This window comes from Pseudomonas sp. Irchel 3F6, from assembly GCF_900187595.1.
In the GTDB taxonomy this organism is placed as follows: domain Bacteria; phylum Pseudomonadota; class Gammaproteobacteria; order Pseudomonadales; family Pseudomonadaceae; genus Aquipseudomonas; species Aquipseudomonas siliginis.
In genome coordinates this window covers 147,003-164,535 of the sequence record NZ_FYDP01000002.1, presented here as the reverse complement: position 1 = coordinate 164,535, position 17,533 = coordinate 147,003, and the positions used below count along the sequence as shown (strand labels likewise).

Below are 17,533 nucleotides of genomic sequence, written 5' to 3'. Positions count from 1 at the left end.
CCATGATCCGACTTGAAACCATCCTGACCCCCGGCCGTTCCCAAGTGAACGCGCCGGGCGGCAGCAAGAAAAAAGCCCTCGAACAGATTGCCAACCTGATCCACCGCGAAGTGCCGGATCTGGCGATGCAGGATGTCTTCGAGGCGCTGATCGCCCGTGAAAAACTCGGCTCCACCGGTTTTGGCAACGGCATCGCCATTCCCCACTGCCGCCTCAAGGGCTGCGCGGGGCCAGTGAGCGCCCTGCTGCACCTCGAAGCCCCGATCGATTTCGACGCCATCGACGGCGCTCCGGTGGACCTGTTGTTCGTATTGCTGGTCCCGGAAGCCGCAACCGACGCGCATCTGGAGTTGTTGCGCCAGATCGCCAGCATGCTCGACCGCAAGGAAGTGCGCGACAAATTGCGCAGCGCTCCGAGCAATGAAGCCTTGTACCAGGTTGTACTGGACGAGCAGAACGGGCACTAATCATGCGCTTGATTATTGTCAGTGGCCGTTCGGGCTCGGGTAAAAGTACCGCCCTGAATGTCCTTGAGGACAACGGCTACTACTGCATCGACAATCTGCCGGCCGGTTTGCTGCCGGAACTGGCCGAGCGGGCGCTGATTCACACGGAACTGGCGCAGCCGCTGGTCGCCGTGTCGATCGATGCGCGCAACCTGCCCAGCCATCTGTCACGTTTCCCTGAGTTGCTCGAAGACGTGCGTGCCAAGCATATCAAGTGCGATGTGCTGTACCTGGACGCCGATGAAGAAACCCTGCTCAAGCGTTTTTCCGAGACCCGTCGTCGTCACCCGCTGAGCAACGCCAATCGCTCACTGGCCGAGGCGATTCACGATGAAACCTCCCTACTTGGTCCGATCGCCGATCTGGCCGACCTGAAAATCAACACCACCAGCCTGAATCTGTATCAACTACGCGACACCATCAAGTTGCGCCTGTTGAATCAACCGGAGCCCGGTACGGCGTTTCTGGTCGAGTCGTTCGGCTTCAAGCGCGGCATGCCGGTCGACGCCGACCTGGTGTTCGACGTGCGCTGCCTGCCCAATCCGTACTGGAAACCGGAGCTGCGCGCTCAGTCGGGCCTTGATGCACCGGTGGCCGAGTACCTGGCGCAGCAGCCGGATGTCGAAGAAATGTATCAGGACATCTACGCCTACCTGAACAAGTGGCTGCCACGCTTCGCCGCCAGCAACCGCGCCTACGTCACCATTGCCATTGGCTGCACCGGCGGGCATCACCGCTCCGTCTACCTGACCGAACGACTGGGTCAGGCCCTGCAGAAAACCCTGAAGAACGTCCAGGTTCGCCACCGCGACCTCACCTAAAGGATTTACACCGCGATGCCTGCTCGTGAAATCGAAATCATCAATAAGCTGGGCCTGCATGCCCGGGCATCGGCCAAATTTGTCGGCGTGGCGGGTCAGTATCCAGACTGCACGATCCGAGTGGGACGCACACCTGAAACGACTGTCGACGGCAAGAGCATCATGGCAATGATGATGCTCGCGGCGGGTAAAGGCACCAAGATCCATTTGAGCACCGAAGGCGAACAGGCTCAGGAAGCCATGGACGCATTGGTCGATCTGATCGAAAGGTATTTCGACGAAGGTGAATAATCCTCGAGGCGGGGACACTGTTCCTCGCCTCCATTCACCCCAACGCCGTATCCATCACCATCATCAGACAAAACCCGATCAGAAGGCCCAGACTGGCCAGCTTGTCATGCCCATGACGGCGCGATTCCGGGATCACTTCGTGGGTCACCACCAGCAACATCGCCCCCGCCGCCAGTGCCAGCCCCAACGGCAACAGCACCTGAGCCAGACTCACGAGCCACGCACACAGCAGCGCAAATATCGGTTCGACCAGCCCCGACGCCGCGCCGATCAGAAACGCTCTGACCCGCGACATTCCCGCCCCGGCCAGCACCAGAGCAATCACCAGTCCTTCCGGCACATCCTGCAACGCAATGCCCATCGCCAGACTGTCGGCGTCCGCCATCCCGCCTCCGGCAGATACGCCAACCGCCATGCCTTCCGGAATGTTGTGCGCGATGATGGCGAACACGAACAGCCAGATTCGCGGTGGAATCACCGGATGCTCCAACGTGCCGACGAGCATCTCCGGCGAGGCACCGCAAATGCGCCGATCCACCAGATACAGACCGAACGCACCGAGCAGGATGCCGAAGCAGATCAGGCCACTGGCGGCCCACGGCGTCAGGCCAAGGCTCTCAGCTGCAGCTATGCCCGGCACGATCAACGAAAACGCCGTCGCCGCCAGCATCACCCCGGCACCAAATCCCAGCAAGGTGTCGCTGAGTGCCTGCGGCATGCGCCGGATCACCAGCACCGGCACCGCGCCAAGCGCCGTGCCCAAGGCGCAGATGGCACCGCCCTGCAAGGCACGTAACAGCCTCGGTTCCAGATTCAGCCATTGCAAAGCGTGGGCGACCAGTAAAGTCATACCCGCCAACAGCAAAAGCGAACCCACCGCGTAACGAAACATGCGCCCGCTGCCAATCGCCAGTGTTTCCGTGCCCATAGTCAGCCCTGATTGTTTTTATTGAAGGCTTAAACCAGTGCGGCCTGATAGCGCGCAGCAACTTCCGGCCAGTTGATCACGTTGTAGAACGCGTTGATGTATTCGGGGCGACGGTTCTGGTAACGCAGGTAGTAAGCGTGCTCCCAGACATCGAGGCCAAGGATCGGGGTGTTGCCGTTCATCAACGGGCTGTCCTGGTTGCCGCTGCTTTCCACGACCAGTTTTTTATCCGGTGTCACGCTCAGCCACGCCCAGCCGCTGCCAAAACGGGTCAGCGCGGCTTTGGTGAACGCTTCCTTGAAACTGTCGAGTCCGCCCAGTTGCTCGTCGATGGCCTTGGCCAGCGCGCCGCTGGGCTTGCCGCCACCGTTGGGCACCATTACTTCCCAGAACAGCGAATGGTTGGCGTGGCCGCCGCCCTGATTGATCACCGCCGCGCGAAGTTTTTCCGGCAGTTGCTGCACGCTGGCGACGAGTTTTTCTACCGGCCACTCGGCGAACTCGGTGCCTTCCACGGCGGCGTTGAGGTTGTTGATGTAGGTCTGGTGATGCTTGGTGTAATGGATTTCCATGGTCTGCGCATCGATGTGCGGCTCGAGGGCATCGTAGGCGTAAGGCAAGGCAGGCAAGGTAAAAGCCATTTCAATGGACTCCATACTGATGAGAAGTTGAGGCGCGGCGGGCATTGTCGGTGTCCGGATGCAGCAGGCGCTGGGTGCGTGGGTATTCGCCGTGCTCGCTGATGAAGTTCAACAGTTCGACATAGGTCTTGCTGCTCTGGCGCAGCGCCGCCTCACGCAGGGCCGGACGCAAGCGCTCGTCCTGCATGGTCTGCAACAAACGTTGATGGATGGCACAGAGATATTCGGCGCTCTCCTCCGGTTGGTTCAGGCGCAGATGCAGGTCAGCCAGGTTGTGATGTGAGACGACGCAGGCCGCCACCGCTTCGTCGGCATCCACCCAGCGTTCGAACAACACTTGCGCCAGGGCCAGGGCTTGCAGGTAAGCCTCGCGGGCGTCGATCAGTTCGCCCAGCATGAAGCAGCGATTGGCCCGTTCGATCGTGCGTTTCCAGTGCTCCATGATGAGCCTCCAAAGCGGTTGCGGGGTTTACACGCCGCCGGCGGTGAGTTTCTCGGGGTTGAGCAACTCTTTCAGCTGGCTGCGCGACAGGCGGGTGTGTTCCAGGGCGACGTCGATCACCGCACAGCCTTCCTTGCAGGCGTTAGCGCGCAACGGATCTGGCGACTCATCCAGCGCCGGCTTTCGAGGTAGGGCTGCTCGTGCAAGGCAGAACTCATGATCCGTGACCCGTCCGGAAATGAGATTTATTATTAGATGATAATGAGAACCAAAACAAGCGTTCGAGTTTGCGCTGTTCATTTGTGGGAGCGAGCGTGCTCGCGAATGCGCCGTGTCAGCCAGCACATTTGCAACTGATCCACCGCTTTCGCGAGCAGGCTCGCTCCCACAGGGGATTTGTGCGAAGCGAATAAAAAAGGCGCGCCATCCACAACGGATGGCGCGCCTTTTTTGTTGGCGGATTCGCGGCTTAGCTGCCGGCGACAGTCATCCGCTCGATCAACACAGACCCGGTGCGAATGTTGCTGCGCAGTTCCAGATCATTACCCACTGCGACAATCTGCTTGAACATGTCACGCATGTTGCCGGCGATGGTCACTTCCTGCACGGCGAACTGGATCTCGCCGTTTTCCACCCAGAAGCCCGCAGCGCCGCGCGAATAGTCACCGGTGACCATGTTCAGGCCATGGCCCATCAACTCGGTGACCAGCAATCCCCGGCCCATGCGCTTGAGCAGTGCTGCCTGATCCTCGTCGCCATGGGTGACGAACAGGTTGTGCACCCCGCCCGCGTTGGCGGTGCTCGGCATGCCCAGTTTCCGTCCGGAATAGGTGCCGAGGATGTAGGAGACCAACTCGCCCTTTTCGACGAACGGTTTCGCGTAAGTCGCCAGGCCATCACCGTCGTAGGAAGCACTGCCCATGGCACGCATCAGATGCGGACGCTCATCAATGGTCAGCCATTCCGGGAACAGCTTCTGCCCCAGTGTGCCTTCCAGAAACGACGATTTGCGATACAGGCTGCCGCCGGATACTGCCGAGAGGAAGCTGCCGAACAGACCGCCCGCCAGTTCGGCGGAAAACAGCACCGGCACTTCGCAGGTCGGCACCGGCCGCGCGCCCAGACGGCTCGCCGCCCGTTGCGCGGCACGCTGGCCGATGCTCACCGGATCGGCGAGCAGACTGCCCTGGCGATTGACGTCATACCAGTAATCGCGCTGCATCTGCCCGTCAGCTTCGGCGATCATCACGCAACTCAGGCTGTGCCGGGTCGACGCGTAACCGCCGATGAAACCGTGGCTGTTGCCATAAACCCGGCAGCCCTGATGGGTGCTGAGGGTGGTGCCGTCGGCGTTCTTGATCCGCGCATCGGCATCGAACGCGGCTGCCTCGCAGAGCAAAGCCTTCTCGATGGCCTGCTCCGGGGTGATGTCCCATTCGTGGAACAGGTCGAAATCCTGCACATCCCTGGCCATCAGTGCGGCGTCGGCCAGACCCGAAGCTTCGTCCTCGGACGTATGTTTGGCGATCGCGAGTGCTGCTGCGACGGTTTCACGAATCGCCTCCGGTCCGGTGGCCGAGGTGCTGGCCGAGCCTTTGCGCTGGCCGACGTACAGGGTGATGCCAAAACCCTGATCACGATTGAATTCAACGGTTTCGACCTCGCGCTGACGCACCGAAGTCGACAGCCCCTGCTCCAGCGACACCGCGACTTCACAGGCACTGGCGCCCTGGCGCGTGGCTTCGGCGATGATCTGCTCGACCTGTTCTTGCAGTGCCGGCAATGCCTGCGGGCCGACGCTTTGAACTGCACTCATGCTCATCTCCACTCAAATTCTGCTTTCGGCTGGGGTCATCGAGCGACCGGGCCGGACAAGCGGCCCCCGACTGGTTATCATGGCGGCGTTTCTTTGCGGACTGCCACCATGGTTGATTCTTACGACGACTCCCTCGATACGGGAGAAAAAAGCAAATCTCAGGTCAAACGCGAGTTGCATGCGCTGGTTGACCTCGGCGAGCGCCTGACCACACTCAAGCCTGATCTGGTCGCCAAACTGCCGTTGACCGACGCTTTGCGCCGGGCATTGGCCGATGCGCCCAAGCACACCGCGAACATCGCGCGTAAACGGCATTTGCAGTTCATCGGCAAACTGATGCGCGACCAGGACACTGACGCGATTCTGACTCTGCTCGATCAACTCGATGCCTCCACTCGCCAGTACAACGAGCGTTTCCATAATCTGGAACGCTGGCGTGACCGCCTGATCGCGGGCGATGACGCCGTGCTGGAGAAATTCGTCATCGAGTACCCGGACGCCGATCGCCAGCAATTGCGTTCCCTGATCCGTCAGGCCCAGCATGAGGTTGCGCAAAACAAACCACCTGCTTCGAGCCGCAAGATCTTCAAATACATTCGGGAGCTGGACGAGACTCAACGCGGTCTGCGTTGATAATCGCCACCGGGTGGCCGTCCTGCGCGCCACCCGAAAGCCCCACCGTTCTTATGCGCCCGTGCCACCCACGGTGATCGCATCGATTTTCAGCGTTGGCTGGCCGACACCTACCGGCACCGACTGCCCATCCTTGCCGCACGTACCCACACCGCTGTCCAGCGCCAGATCGTTACCGACCATCGACACCCGGCTCATCGCCTCGGGACCGTTGCCGATCAATGTCGCGCCTTTGACCGGTGCGGTGATTTTGCCGTCCTCGATCAGATAAGCCTCGCTGGTCGAGAACACGAACTTGCCGCTGGTGATATCGACCTGACCGCCGCCGAGGTTGGCGCAGTAGATGCCCTTCTTCACCGAGGCGATGATTTCCGCCGGATCACTTTCGCCACCGAGCATGTAGGTGTTGGTCATCCGGGGCATCGGCAGATGCGCATAGGATTCGCGACGACCGTTACCGGTGCGCGCCACGCCCATCAGCCGCGCGTTGAGCTTGTCTTGCATGTAGCCCTTGAGTACGCCGTTTTCGATCAGCGTAGTGCACTCGGTGGGCGTGCCTTCGTCATCGACGCTCAGCGAACCGCGACGACCGCTCAAGGTGCCGTCATCGACGATGGTGCAAAGCTTGGAGGCAACCATTTCGCCCATGCGCCCGCTATAGGCCGAGCTGCCCTTGCGATTGAAATCGCCTTCCAGACCGTGACCGACCGCTTCGTGCAGCAGCACCCCGGACCAGCCGGAACCCAGCACCACCGGCAAGGTACCGGCCGGCGCTGGAATTGCTTCAAGGTTGACCAGCGCCTGGCGCAGCGCTTCGCGGGCATAACCCATGGCGCGGTCTTCGGCGAGGAAGTAGCGGTAATCGGTACGCCCGCCGCCGCCATGCCCGCCGCGTTCGCGCCGGCCGTTCTGCTCAACGATGACGCTGACATTGAAGCGCACCAGCGGTCGCACGTCGGCGGCCAGGCCACCGTCGGTGGAGGCCACCAGAATTCGCTCCCAGACCCCGGCCATGCTCACGCTGACTTGCTGAATCCGTGGGTCGAGCGCGCGGGTGGCGACGTCGATGCGTTTGAGCAACTCGACTTTTTCCGCGCGGCTGAGCACTTCCAGCGGGTTATCCGGCGCGTACAGTTGCGCGACGTCCTGGCTGGTGAATGCCTGCACGGTGCCGTTCTGTCCGGCGCGGGAGATCGAACGCGCGGCGCGGGCCGCTGCGCCGAGGGCCTCGAGGGTGATCGCGTTGCTGTAGGCAAAACCGGTTTTCTCACCGGACTGTGCACGCACGCCGACACCCTGATCGAGGTTGAAGCTGCCTTCCTTGACGATGCCGTCTTCCAGCGCCCATGACTCGGAAATCTGGCCCTGGAAATACAGGTCGGCGGCATCGATGCCCGGCCCGGCCAGATCGCCGAGCACGCCTTGCAGGCTCTCGATCGTGACACCGCCGGGTGCCAACAGGTGATCACTGACTGAGGACAACAACTCGCTCATAGGTTTACGCCTTAAATTCGTGTTCTGAAGCAGGCCGCTGGGCGCCCTGCGAGAAAAACCGCCGATGACGCGTCACCGGCATGCGCGCCCGGATGGACGCTTGTTCATCGCTGTCGCGGGCGGCCAGCAACACCGCCTCGCCTTGATCCTGTTGGGCCAGTACGCGCCCCCACGGGTCGACAATCGCCGCATGCCCGAAGGTTTCACGCGGTCCGGGATGGCTGCCGCCCTGTGCGGCCGCGAGGATATAACACTGTGTTTCGATGGCCCGCGCGCGGATCAGTACATCCCAATGCGCGGCGCCGGTTACGGCCGTAAACGCCGACGGTGCGGTAATCAATTCGGCACCGGCGGCACGCAATTCACTGTACAGCTCCGGGAAACGCAAGTCGTAACACACACTCAGACCGACTCGCCCCACCGGCGTATCCGCCACCACTACATTACCGCCATAAGCATAGTCATCGGATTCACGGTATTGGCCGCGATTGTCGGCGACATCGACATCGAACAGATGCAGCTTGTCATAGCGCGCGACCACCTCGCCGTGCTCGTTGATCAGCAATGAGCAGGCATTGGCTTTGGCCGTGGGTTGACCCAACGGTGGCAACGGCAACGTGCCGGCGACTATCCATAAGGTGAGGTCGCGGGCGGTCTGTTTCAACCATGGCAGGATCGGCCCTTCGCCCAAGGCCTCGGCGCGGCCGATATCGGCGACGTCGCGACGGCCCATGGCGGCGAAGTTTTCCGGCAGCACCGCGAGTTTCGCCCCGCCGGCGGCGGCCTGTTCAAGCAGGCGCCGGGCCTGGGCCAGATTGGCCGGCACGTCGCTCTGGCTGACCATTTGAATCACCGCTAAAGACATGGCCGCTCCTCGGGATTTGCATATGACTGTGTAGGAGCTGCCGAAGGCTGCGATCTGTTGATTTTTTTTAAGAGCCAGATCAAAAGATCGCAGCCTTCGGCAGCTCCTACAGGGGTAGTGTCTGCTAGTTAAAAAGGCTTGTCGAAGGTGATTTTCGGCTCTTTCCATGGGCCTTTGACGGTGTACTTGACGCTGGCGAAGCGCGCGACGCGGTCGCCGATCAGCTTGTCGATGAGGAACAGCGCGCCGCCGACCGCCGGTGCGCCGACGAGCAACGCGGCGATCGGCAGGTTGTTGGTCACCGGCAGTGTCACCAGCAATTTCGCATCGACCTTGTCACCGACCAGATCCAGCGTGCCGTCCAATTCCAGATTGCTCGAAGGCCCGGTCAGGCGAATCGGCTCACGTGTCACGTAGACACCATTGTTCGCCACCAGCAAACCTTTGACCCGGTCGTAGCTCAGGCCTTTGCCGAACAGGTCGGAGAAGTCCAGACGCAGGCGCCGGCCGATCGAGTTGAAGTTGAGCAGGCCGAACACCCGCAGCGCCTGAGCACCGCCTTCCACTTCAACGAACTGGCCTTTGTTCAGCGAGGCATCGAGGGTGCCGGAGAAGCGCTTGGTCGCCAGCCACGCCGGCGAGCCCGGCCAACGGCCGTCGACATCCATATGGAATTCTTCGCTGGTCACGCTCGGCGCGAAGCCCCAGCCTTTGAGCACGTCGGCCAGATTCTTGCCGCCAATGCGGCCCTTGTACCAACTGCTGGTCGCCCCCGGCGCGCCTTCCCAGCCGCCGTTGCCTTGCAGGAGGATGCCCTTGAGGCCCATGTCGAGGTTGTTCAGCGCGATGCCCTTGGCGGTCGGCCGCACTTTCAGCGACCAGCCACCGACCAGATCGGGGCCGAGGAACAACTGATTGAGGGTGATATCCAGCGCCGGGATTTTCGTCGGGTCGACCGACGCCAATGTATCCGGTGCATTCTCGTCAGCCTGCACCGCCGGGTCCGGCGCCGGCAGTTTCACGTATTGCAGATTCACCGCAATCGGCACGCCCTTGGCATCCGGCAGGCTGGCGCTGCCCTTGGCCTGTTGGCTATCCAGCGCCAGGTTCCACGCGCCTGGCTTGCGATTGATCTGCACCGAAGCCTGATCCAGCGTGGTGCCGAACGCGGTCAATTTGCCGACCTTGATGTCAGCACTGCTCAGCAGTTGCTTGGCGCTGCCGCCCGGATCCCCGCCAGCGTACTTGCTGGCCAGATCCTGCCACGGCGCGACGTCCAGTTCCGACAGCACCCCGCGAATGCGCAGGCCCTTGGCGCCCGGCAACACCGCTTCGCCAGCGCCGAGAAACAGTTCGCCACGGCCGTCGGCGAAATTGCTCGGCGGCGCAGCAAAAGTGAAATTGGCCAGTTGATCGTAATTGAACCAGTAACGCCGCTCCTGCCCTTGCAGGGTCATGCGAAACACTGTGTCGCGCCCGACATCGGCGGTCATGCCGAACGGCGCCGGCAGATCCACCGCCACGCCTTTGAGGCTGGAGCTGACCAGCAACTGGCTGTCGGCCCCGGAAAGATTCAGCTGCAACTGATAAGGAATCGTCCCGGACACCGGCAACGGCTGGGTCACGCCCAGCCAATCGGTGAGCTTTTTCACATCAACCTGCCCCGACGCCGCAACCCGGGTCTTGATCTGGTTGGGGCTGCCATCAGCGAAGATCTGCGCAGTGACCGGTTTGTCGAAGGCCCGTGCAGAGATGTTCTGGCCGCTGAGGCCTTTATTGCTGTCGAAGCGGAAATCGCCCTTGAGCTGGCTCAGTTCCAGTTTCGGTTCGGCCAGTTTCAGCCGCGCGTTGGCGGTTTTGAAATCGACGAGGATTTTCGGCTGTTCGCCCTTGGCCAGCGGAATATCCAGCTTGAGCTTGCCATTCAGATCACCCGCACCCTCCCAACCAGCAAAGGTCTCACCAGTGCCGATCGGCGCATCCTGAAGAATCTTCAAGCCGTCGCCCAGGCCACCGGCAAATGCGCCATCCAGGAACAAATGCGAGTTCTGCCCGGCCGGTACATGAGGAATATTGACGAAGACATCGCTGACTTGGGTGTCGAGCAACTGGCCTTTGCTGGCCCAGATGCGCACGCCGCTGTCTTCGATGAACACATCGCCGCTGACTTTGCTCACATGCGGCCAGCCCGGCTGAAACGCCAGCTCGGCGTCGTGCACTTTGAAGAACAGGCTGATGCTGCGATCAGCCTCGCCAGCGTTCTTGCTCAGCGAGCCCTGATACTGGAAGAAGCCCTGGTCCACTGCGCCTTTGAGGATCGCTGTGCGCAGCCACTCATCAAGCGCCGGGCTCAACACCGCCGGCAGGTATTTCGCGGTGTAGCGACCGTCGCCATCAACCAGGCCGACGCGCAGGTCCATGTAGTCTTCCTGGCTATGGTCAAAGTGCAGGCGAATGAGGAAATCGCCGGCAATCTTGCCCTCCTCGCCCAATACCTTGAGGTATGGCGCAATCAGGGTGAAGCCATCCTTGTCGAGCTTCCAGGTCAGCCGCGCATTGGCCTGCAGGTATTGCCATGGCTTGGCGAAAATCGGATCGAGGTGCAGGACGAAGTCCTTGCTGTCGAGGCGCAACTCGCCGCCGTCGAGGTTGCCACTCACGCTGCCACTGACATTGCGCGCCGCCGGAGCGCCGTGGTAGGCATCGAAACCGACGTTGTCGAGGTTGGCGGCAAAGCCGAATTTGTTGCCATCGGTGGCGGTCGGGCGGAAGTCCAGCAGCACATTACGCAGGCCGCCGGTTACCTTCAAACGCTCGACCACTGTGGCGAAGCTTTGTGGCAACGGCCCCAGCGCATTGAGCAGCGGCGTGATCGGGGTCAGATCGAGGCGATCGGCCTGCAAATGCCAGAGCTCTTCAGCCTTGGCGCTGGCGCGGGTCTGCTGCACCTGCACATGGGATTCCCAGCGGGTGTCGCCGAAGCTCATCGCCAGTGAATCAAGAGTGACTTTCACCCCTTCGGCTGTGTTGCGGTAATAGGCGTTGAGCGCCAGATTGTTGATCTGGATCGGCTTGCGCTCGGCGTAGGCACCGGTCACTTGCGGCGCATTCAGGCGCAACGCGGCGCTTTGCAACGCGCCTTCGGCCCAATCGACCCAGAGTTCGCCGCCGGCCTTGATCTCGGAAAAATTCCATTGCTGGGTCAGGCGCTCGGGGAGCCATTTCGCCCAGTCGCTCTGCGGCAGGCTGGCATAACCCTCGATGGCGCTGTTCTGCCATTGATCGGGACGCAGCTGGCTGCGCAGGCTCAGCGCGACAGGCTGGCCATCGGGCAAGGTCAGACGCGCGTCGAGACGCTGGCGGCTGGCGCCGGTACGCAGATTGAGGCCGACATAGGTGAGCGTCATGGGCGGGTGATCGAGCGGTTGCAGGGTCACCTGGCTGTCGAGCACCGACAATTGTCTGATCATCTGCGAGCGCTGGAACAGTTGCGCCGCATCGAACGGCTGATCCTTCTGCACCGGCAGCCCTTCCAGCGCCCAGGTACCGTCTTCGGCTTCCTTGAGGCTGATCTTCAAACCGTTGAGTTCGATATGCGCGAGACGGACTTCGCGGGCGAGCAAGCTGCCCCACATATCCGGCACTACCCGTACGCGGTCGAGGCGCAGCGCGTTGGCGCCGTCGCCGACCATCACGTCATGGGCCAGCAGGATCGGCGCGAAACCGCTCCAGTTGCCTTCCAGCTCACCGATCTGCAAGGGCATGCCGAGGGCGGCGCTTGCCTTGTCTTCGATGTCGGCGCGGTATTCGGCCACCAGTGGCGTCAGCTCGCGGCCGAGGCTGACGTACAACGCCATCAACACCAGAACCAACGCGCACAGGCCCAGCCCCCAGCGGGTGAGTGCGGCCAGAATGCGTGTCAGACGCTCCATGTCAGTTGGCTCCCATGGCAAAAAAACTGCGAAAAGCTGAGGCCAGCCGCGTTGAATGAAGGGTGATGCAGGGTTTCAGAGCAGCACCACGTCATATTGTTCCTGGGAATACATGGTTTCCACCTGGAAGCGTATGGTGCGACCGATGAAGCCTTCAAGCTCGGCGACGTTACCGGACTCTTCATCAAGCAGACGATCGACCACCTTCTGGTTGGCCAGCACCCGGTAACCCTCGGCCTGATAAGCACGGGCCTCGCGGAGAATCTCGCGGAAGATCTCGTAACAGATGGTTTCGGCGGTCTTCAGTTTGCCGCGTCCCTGACAACTGCTGCACGGTTCGCACAGCACCTGCTCAAGGCTTTCGCGGGTACGCTTGCGGGTCATCTGCACCAGGCCCAACTCGGTGATGCCGATGATGTTGGTCTTGGCGTGGTCGCGCTCCAGCTGTTTTTCCAGAGTGCGCAGGACCTGACGCTGGTGCTCTTCATCTTCCATGTCGATGAAGTCGATGATGATGATCCCGCCGAGGTTGCGCAGGCGCATCTGCCGGGCAATCGCCGTGGCCGCTTCGAGATTGGTCTTGAAAATGGTTTCTTCGAGGTTGCGATGACCGACGAACGCCCCGGTGTTGACGTCGATGGTGGTCATGGCTTCCGCCGGATCGATCACCAGATAGCCGCCTGACTTCAGCGGCACCTTGCGCTCCAGCGCGCGCTGGATTTCGTCTTCGACACCGTACAGATCGAAGATCGGTCGTTCACCCGGGTAGTGTTCCAGACGATCAGCGATTTCCGGCATCAGTTCGGCGACAAACTGCGTGGTTTTCTGGAAGGTTTCCCGGGAATCGATGCGGATCTTCTCGATCTTTGGATTGACCAGATCACGCAGGGTGCGCAGGGCCAGGCCGAGATCTTCGTAGATCACGCTCGGCGCGGCGATGGTCTTGATCTGCTCGTTGATCTGGTCCCAGAGGCGCCGCAGGTAGCGGATGTCCATGAGGATTTCATCAGCGCCCGCGCCTTCAGCGGCTGTGCGCAGAATGAAACCGCCGGCCTCCTTGATGCCTTCTTTGGCCACGCAATCGCTGACCACCTGCTTGAGACGCTCGCGCTCGGCTTCGTCTTCGATCTTCAGGGAAATGCCAACGTGGGCAGTGCGCGGCATGTACACCAGATAACGCGAAGGAATCGACAGTTGCGTGGTCAGGCGTGCGCCTTTAGAGCCGATCGGATCCTTGGTGACTTGCACCACCAGGCTCTGGCCTTCGTGCACCAGCGAACTGATGCTTTCCACCGCCGGGCCTTCGCGCAGGGAGATTTCGGCGGCGTGAATGAAAGCCGCACGATCGAGGCCGATGTCAACAAATGCCGCCTGCATGCCCGGCAGGACGCGAACGATCTTGCCTTTATAGATGTTGCCGACGATCCCGCGTTTCTGCGTGCGCTCGACGTGGACTTCTTGCAGCACACCGTTTTCGACCACCGCCACGCGCGATTCCATCGGCGTGATGTTGATCAGAATCTCTTCACTCATGGCAGGATCTCGTTCAGGCATGTTCACGATAGTGGCCGCATCTGGATTCGTACGACGCTCAGGGCGTGTTCAGGTTTTGCCAACAGGGTATGCCGAAATGGCCCAACACCTCGCAGGTTTCGCACAACGGCAAGCCGACCACCGCCGAATAGCTGCCTTCGAGCCCGGCGACAAACACCGCACCCAGGCCCTGAATGCCATAGCCGCCGGCCTTGTCGCGCGGTTCGCCACTGGCCCAGTAGGCAGCGGCCTCATCGCGGCTGATGGTGCGGAAACGCACGCGACTGCGCACCACCCGCGACTCGCAGCGCTCACCTTCAAGCACGGCGATAGCGGTCAGCACTTCGTGTTCGTTGCCGGACAACATCATCAGCATGGCGCATGCATCGGCTTCGTCCACCGGTTTGCCAAGAATTTTGCCGTCGAGCACCACAGCGGTGTCGGCGCCAAGCACGCAGAACGGCTGATCAGAGACGACCGAACGGCGACCGGCCTCGGCCTTGCCACGCGCAAGGCGTTCGACATAGGCCGAAGGGGATTCTTCAGGAAGCGGGGTTTCGTCGATGTCCGCGCTGATGGCGGAGAACTGCACGCCGATCTGCGTGAGCAATTCACGGCGACGCGGTGAGCCGGAGGCGAGGTAAAGCAGTTTCATCAAAACATCTCCCTGTTCAGTGCCCTGCTTCACCGGCTCAATAGATTCTGTAGCGTCGGCACATCCCGCGAAGGGCGAAGCTGACCCACGGCCAGAGCAAGGCACTGACCAGCGCCGGCAAGACCAGCGCCAGGGTTGGCTGACGGTTGCCGGTCAGAGCGCTCAGCCACAGTTGCGCCAACTGTGCGAGGCCGAAGATCACCAGGATCACCAGGCACTGCTGCCACATCGGGAACATGCGCAGACGCTGCTGCAACGACAACACGAGGAAAGTAATCAGGGTCAGGATCAGCGCGTTCTGCCCGAGCAGGTCGCCCTGCAGGACATCTTCGGCCAGTCCCAGACAGAAGGCGGTGACCATGCCGACCGTGTGCGGCATGTACAGCGCCCAGAAGGTCACGAGCAAGGCCAGCCACAGCGGGCGAAGGATTTCCATGAAGATCGGCAACGGTGACACGCTGAGCAGGATGCCGACGAAGAACGTCAACCAGATCATCCAGCTGTTTCCGGATTTTTTCGCGCCGACCATTATTCTCGTCCCCCGGTAGTCGCTGGCGGTTTTGCCGGTGGTTTGCTCGCGGCCGGCGGTTTGGCAGCGGCCGGAGCGGCAGCGGGCGGTTTGCTCGCGGCAGGCTTGGCAGGCGTGGTGGCAGGCGCCGCTGCTTCAGCGGCCGGCGCTGCGGTAGCGGTCGACGGCGTGGCAGGCATGATCAACGGTTTCGGCACGCTGGCCGGCAACATCGGGCCGCCGCCGTGGGCATCGAGCTGTTCCTGCGCCTGGGCCGCGTCATTGGCGCGTTCCTCGGCAGTGCGGCTGTCGCTGAACACCAGCAGCAGATAGCGGCTGCGGTTCAGGGCGGCAGTCGGCACGGCGCGGACAATGGCAAACGGTTGGCCGGAATCGTGGATGACTTCCTTGACCGTGGCCACCGGATAACCGGCCGGAAAACGCTGGCCAAGGCCGGAGCTGACCAGCAGATCGCCTTCCTTGATGTCCGCCGTGTCGGCGACATGACGCAATTCCAGGCGCTCAGGGTTGCCGGTGCCACTGGCAATCGCGCGCAGACCGTTACGATTCACCTGCACCGGAATGCTATGGGTGGTGTCGGTCAGCAGCAGGACCCGCGAGGTGTACGGCATCAATTCGACCACCTGGCCCATCAGCCCGCGTGCATCGAGCACCGGTTGGCCGAGCACCACGCCGTCGCGCTCACCTTTGTTGATGATGATGCGATGGGTGAAGGGGTTGGGGTCCATGCCGATCAACTCGGCCACTTCGACCTTTTCATTGACCAGTGCGGAGGAGTTGAGCAACTCGCGCAGCCGAACGTTCTGCTCGGTCAGGGCCGCGAGCTTTTGCATGCGTCCCTGCAACAGCAGGTTTTCGGTCTTGAGTTTTTCGTTTTCGGCGACGAGCTCGGTGCGGCTGCCGAACTGACTGGCGACCCCTTCCCACAAGCGGCCGGGCAGGTCGGTGATCCAGTAGGCATCCATGAGCACCAGCGACGCTTGCTTGCGCGCGGGCTTGAGCAGGTCGAAACGTGCATCGACCACCATCAGTGCGACCGCGAGCACGGCTAGCACCAACAGGCGCACGCCCAACGAAGGGCCTTTGGTGAAAAGCGGTTTAATAAGCCGCTCCTCCCAGGCAAATGTTCTGTTTATTCATACGGCATCAAACCGGCCTGGATGAAGACTGACAGAAGATAAACGCCAACAGGCAGCACTGCAAAGTGCTGCCTGTGCGCTCACCCACGTATTGCATTCGAAGCTTATTCGCTCGAAAGCAGATCCATGGTGTGCTTATCCATCATTTCCAGCGCACGGCCACCGCCGCGAGCAACGCAAGTCAGCGGATCTTCGGCAACGATCACCGGCAGACCGGTTTCCTGGGCCAGCAACTTGTCGAGGTCACGCAGCAGCGCGCCACCACCGGTCAGCACCAGGCCACGCTCGGCGATGTCGGAAGCCAGTTCCGGCGGCGATTGCTCCAGCGCGCTTTTCACCGCCTGAACGATGGTTGCCAGCGACTCTTGCAGAGCCTCGAGCACTTCGTTCGAGTTCAGGGTGAATGCGCGTGGAACGCCTTCGGCCAGGTTGCGACCGCGAACATCGACTTCGCGCACTTCGCCGCCCGGGTAGGCCGTACCGATTTCCTGCTTGATGCGCTCGGCGGTGGATTCACCGATCAGGCTGCCGTAGTTGCGGCGCACGTAGGTGATGATCGCTTCGTCGAAACGGTCGCCGCCGACACGTACGGATTCGGCGTAAACCACACCGTTCAGGGAGATCAGGGCGATCTCGGTGGTACCACCACCGATATCCACGACCATCGAACCGCGCGCTTCTTCAACCGGCAGACCGGCACCGATCGCAGCAGCCATCGGCTCTTCGATCAGGAACACTTCACGGGCACCGGCGCCAAGGGCCGATTCACGGATGGCGCGACGCTCAACCTGGGTGGACTTGCATGGAACGCAGATCAGCACACGAGGGCTGGGCTGCAGGAAACTGTTTTCGTGAACCTTGTTGATAAAGTACTGCAGCATCTTTTCGCAGACGCTGAAGTCGGCGATCACGCCATCCTTCATAGGACGAATGGCAGCAATGTTGCCCGGCGTACGGCCGAGCATGCGCTTGGCCTCGGTGCCGACAGCAACGACACTTTTCTGGTTACCGTGTGTCCGAATGGCCACAACCGATGGCTCATTCAGGACGATACCGCGCTCGCGCACGTAAATAAGGGTGTTGGCAGTGCCCAGGTCAATGGAAAGATCGCTGGAAAACATGCCACGCAGTTTCTTGAACATGGGAAAGGGACCCTAGGCAACGCGTGGGTAAAAAAGTGCGGCAAACTCTAACAACGACAGGGATTTTGGGCAAGGCGCCAATATGTTAAATTGGCCGCTTTTCTGTGCACCAAGCCCCACAATCGCGGCCTTATGACCGTAGAAGTGCGGTAGTGTTCCGACAATC

At 61.4% G+C, this 17,533-nt stretch carries 16 protein-coding genes and 1 pseudogene; 4 read left to right on the top strand and 13 right to left on the bottom strand.

Going from position 1 to position 17,533, the window contains the following annotated elements; translation table 11 throughout:
* The first annotated feature begins 2 nt into the window (after positions 1-2).
* From ptsN to CKW30_RS06755, 3 genes are read left to right on the top strand one after another with little or no spacing between them, the layout of a single operon-like run.
* Positions 3-467 (top strand): PTS IIA-like nitrogen regulatory protein PtsN, encoded by a 465-nt coding sequence (gene ptsN / locus CKW30_RS06765; RefSeq protein ID WP_041477978.1) that lies wholly within the window; start codon positions 3-5, stop codon positions 465-467.
* Positions 468-469: 2 nt separating this feature from the next.
* Positions 470-1,327, top strand: coding sequence for an RNase adapter RapZ (gene rapZ, locus CKW30_RS06760; RefSeq protein WP_095180376.1), 858 nt, complete (start codon positions 470-472; stop codon positions 1,325-1,327).
* Positions 1,328-1,342: 15 nt separating this feature from the next.
* Positions 1,343-1,618, top strand: a complete 276-nt coding sequence (locus CKW30_RS06755; RefSeq protein ID WP_016771685.1) for an HPr family phosphocarrier protein — start codon at positions 1,343-1,345, stop codon at positions 1,616-1,618.
* 34 nt (positions 1,619-1,652) lie between these two features.
* Here CKW30_RS06755 and CKW30_RS06750 read toward each other — a convergent pair whose 3' ends face one another.
* The 5 genes and pseudogenes from CKW30_RS06750 to pmbA all read right to left on the bottom strand — a co-directional run bounded on the left by CKW30_RS06750 (position 1,653) and on the right by pmbA (position 5,445).
* Entirely contained in the window at positions 1,653-2,546 is an 894-nt protein-coding gene (locus tag CKW30_RS06750) for a ZIP family metal transporter (RefSeq protein WP_041477976.1), read from the bottom strand.
* A gap of 29 nt (positions 2,547-2,575) precedes the next feature.
* Positions 2,576-3,187: a superoxide dismutase gene (locus CKW30_RS06745; protein WP_095180375.1), complete on the bottom strand. Its 612-nt coding sequence runs from the start codon at positions 3,185-3,187 to the stop codon at positions 2,576-2,578.
* A 1-nt stretch (position 3,188) separates the two neighbouring features.
* Complete coding sequence (locus CKW30_RS06740) at positions 3,189-3,629, bottom strand: hypothetical protein (protein WP_095180374.1); 441 nt, start codon at positions 3,627-3,629, stop codon at positions 3,189-3,191.
* A 137-nt stretch (positions 3,630-3,766) separates the two neighbouring features.
* Positions 3,767-3,847 (bottom strand): annotated as a pseudogene (locus CKW30_RS06735) (FagA protein); the annotation flags it as partial.
* 251 nt (positions 3,848-4,098) lie between these two features.
* Positions 4,099-5,445, bottom strand: coding sequence for a metalloprotease PmbA (gene pmbA / locus CKW30_RS06730; protein WP_095180373.1), 1,347 nt, complete (start codon positions 5,443-5,445; stop codon positions 4,099-4,101).
* Between the two features lie 108 nt (positions 5,446-5,553).
* Here pmbA and yjgA point away from each other — a divergent pair, with 108 nt between their 5' ends.
* A complete protein-coding gene (gene yjgA / locus CKW30_RS06725; RefSeq protein ID WP_016771692.1) occupies positions 5,554-6,078 on the top strand; it encodes a ribosome biogenesis factor YjgA in 525 nt (174 codons plus the stop codon).
* Between the two features lie 51 nt (positions 6,079-6,129).
* Here the strand turns inward: yjgA and tldD are convergent, their stop codons facing one another.
* The 8 genes from tldD to mreB form a co-directional block, all read right to left on the bottom strand.
* The gene (gene tldD / locus CKW30_RS06720) at positions 6,130-7,572 is read right to left on the bottom strand and encodes a metalloprotease TldD (RefSeq protein ID WP_016771693.1); all 1,443 of its coding nucleotides are present in this window, start codon (positions 7,570-7,572) and stop codon (positions 6,130-6,132) included.
* Positions 7,573-7,576: 4 nt separating this feature from the next.
* Complete coding sequence (locus CKW30_RS06715) at positions 7,577-8,437, bottom strand: carbon-nitrogen hydrolase family protein (RefSeq protein ID WP_095180372.1); 861 nt, start codon at positions 8,435-8,437, stop codon at positions 7,577-7,579.
* A 128-nt stretch (positions 8,438-8,565) separates the two neighbouring features.
* Entirely contained in the window at positions 8,566-12,369 is a 3,804-nt protein-coding gene (locus tag CKW30_RS06710; protein WP_095180371.1) for a YhdP family protein, read from the bottom strand.
* Between the two features lie 75 nt (positions 12,370-12,444).
* Positions 12,445-13,902: a ribonuclease G gene (gene rng, locus CKW30_RS06705; RefSeq protein WP_016771696.1), complete on the bottom strand. Its 1,458-nt coding sequence runs from the start codon at positions 13,900-13,902 to the stop codon at positions 12,445-12,447.
* Between the two features lie 58 nt (positions 13,903-13,960).
* Positions 13,961-14,557 (bottom strand): nucleoside triphosphate pyrophosphatase, encoded by a 597-nt coding sequence (locus CKW30_RS06700; RefSeq protein ID WP_056782932.1) that lies wholly within the window; start codon positions 14,555-14,557, stop codon positions 13,961-13,963.
* A gap of 37 nt (positions 14,558-14,594) precedes the next feature.
* A complete protein-coding gene (gene mreD / locus CKW30_RS06695) occupies positions 14,595-15,086 on the bottom strand; it encodes a rod shape-determining protein MreD (RefSeq protein ID WP_056782930.1) in 492 nt (163 codons plus the stop codon).
* Positions 15,086-16,189 (bottom strand): rod shape-determining protein MreC, encoded by a 1,104-nt coding sequence (mreC, locus tag CKW30_RS06690; protein ID WP_076565845.1) that lies wholly within the window; start codon positions 16,187-16,189, stop codon positions 15,086-15,088. The genes mreD and mreC overlap by 1 nt, the downstream gene beginning before the upstream one ends.
* A 140-nt stretch (positions 16,190-16,329) precedes the next feature.
* On the bottom strand, positions 16,330-17,367 hold the full coding sequence (gene mreB / locus CKW30_RS06685; RefSeq protein ID WP_002555108.1) for a rod shape-determining protein MreB: 1,038 nt from the start codon (positions 17,365-17,367) through the stop codon (positions 16,330-16,332).
* Positions 17,368-17,533: the final 166 nt, after the last annotated feature.

Bases quoted from the DNA above. Each gene is read 5' to 3' on its own strand.
- ptsN (WP_041477978.1), top strand. From the start codon at position 3: ATGATCCGACTTGAAACCATCCTGACCCCCGGCCGTTCCCAAGTGAAC.
- rng (WP_016771696.1), bottom strand. From the start codon at position 13,902: ATGAGTGAAGAGATTCTGATCAACATCACGCCGATGGAATCGCGCGTG.
- mreB (WP_002555108.1), bottom strand. From the start codon at position 17,367: ATGTTCAAGAAACTGCGTGGCATGTTTTCCAGCGATCTTTCCATTGAC.
- CKW30_RS06700 (WP_056782932.1), bottom strand. From the start codon at position 14,557: ATGAAACTGCTTTACCTCGCCTCCGGCTCACCGCGTCGCCGTGAATTG.
- pmbA (WP_095180373.1), bottom strand. From the start codon at position 5,445: ATGAGTGCAGTTCAAAGCGTCGGCCCGCAGGCATTGCCGGCACTGCAA.
- CKW30_RS06710 (WP_095180371.1), bottom strand. From the start codon at position 12,369: ATGGAGCGTCTGACACGCATTCTGGCCGCACTCACCCGCTGGGGGCTG.
- CKW30_RS06740 (WP_095180374.1), bottom strand. From the start codon at position 3,629: ATGGAGCACTGGAAACGCACGATCGAACGGGCCAATCGCTGCTTCATG.
- mreD (WP_056782930.1), bottom strand. From the start codon at position 15,086: ATGGTCGGCGCGAAAAAATCCGGAAACAGCTGGATGATCTGGTTGACG.
- CKW30_RS06750 (WP_041477976.1), bottom strand. From the start codon at position 2,546: ATGGGCACGGAAACACTGGCGATTGGCAGCGGGCGCATGTTTCGTTAC.
- CKW30_RS06715 (WP_095180372.1), bottom strand. From the start codon at position 8,437: ATGTCTTTAGCGGTGATTCAAATGGTCAGCCAGAGCGACGTGCCGGCC.
- rapZ (WP_095180376.1), top strand. From the start codon at position 470: ATGCGCTTGATTATTGTCAGTGGCCGTTCGGGCTCGGGTAAAAGTACC.
- CKW30_RS06755 (WP_016771685.1), top strand. From the start codon at position 1,343: ATGCCTGCTCGTGAAATCGAAATCATCAATAAGCTGGGCCTGCATGCC.
- tldD (WP_016771693.1), bottom strand. From the start codon at position 7,572: ATGAGCGAGTTGTTGTCCTCAGTCAGTGATCACCTGTTGGCACCCGGC.
- yjgA (WP_016771692.1), top strand. From the start codon at position 5,554: ATGGTTGATTCTTACGACGACTCCCTCGATACGGGAGAAAAAAGCAAA.
- CKW30_RS06745 (WP_095180375.1), bottom strand. From the start codon at position 3,187: ATGGCTTTTACCTTGCCTGCCTTGCCTTACGCCTACGATGCCCTCGAG.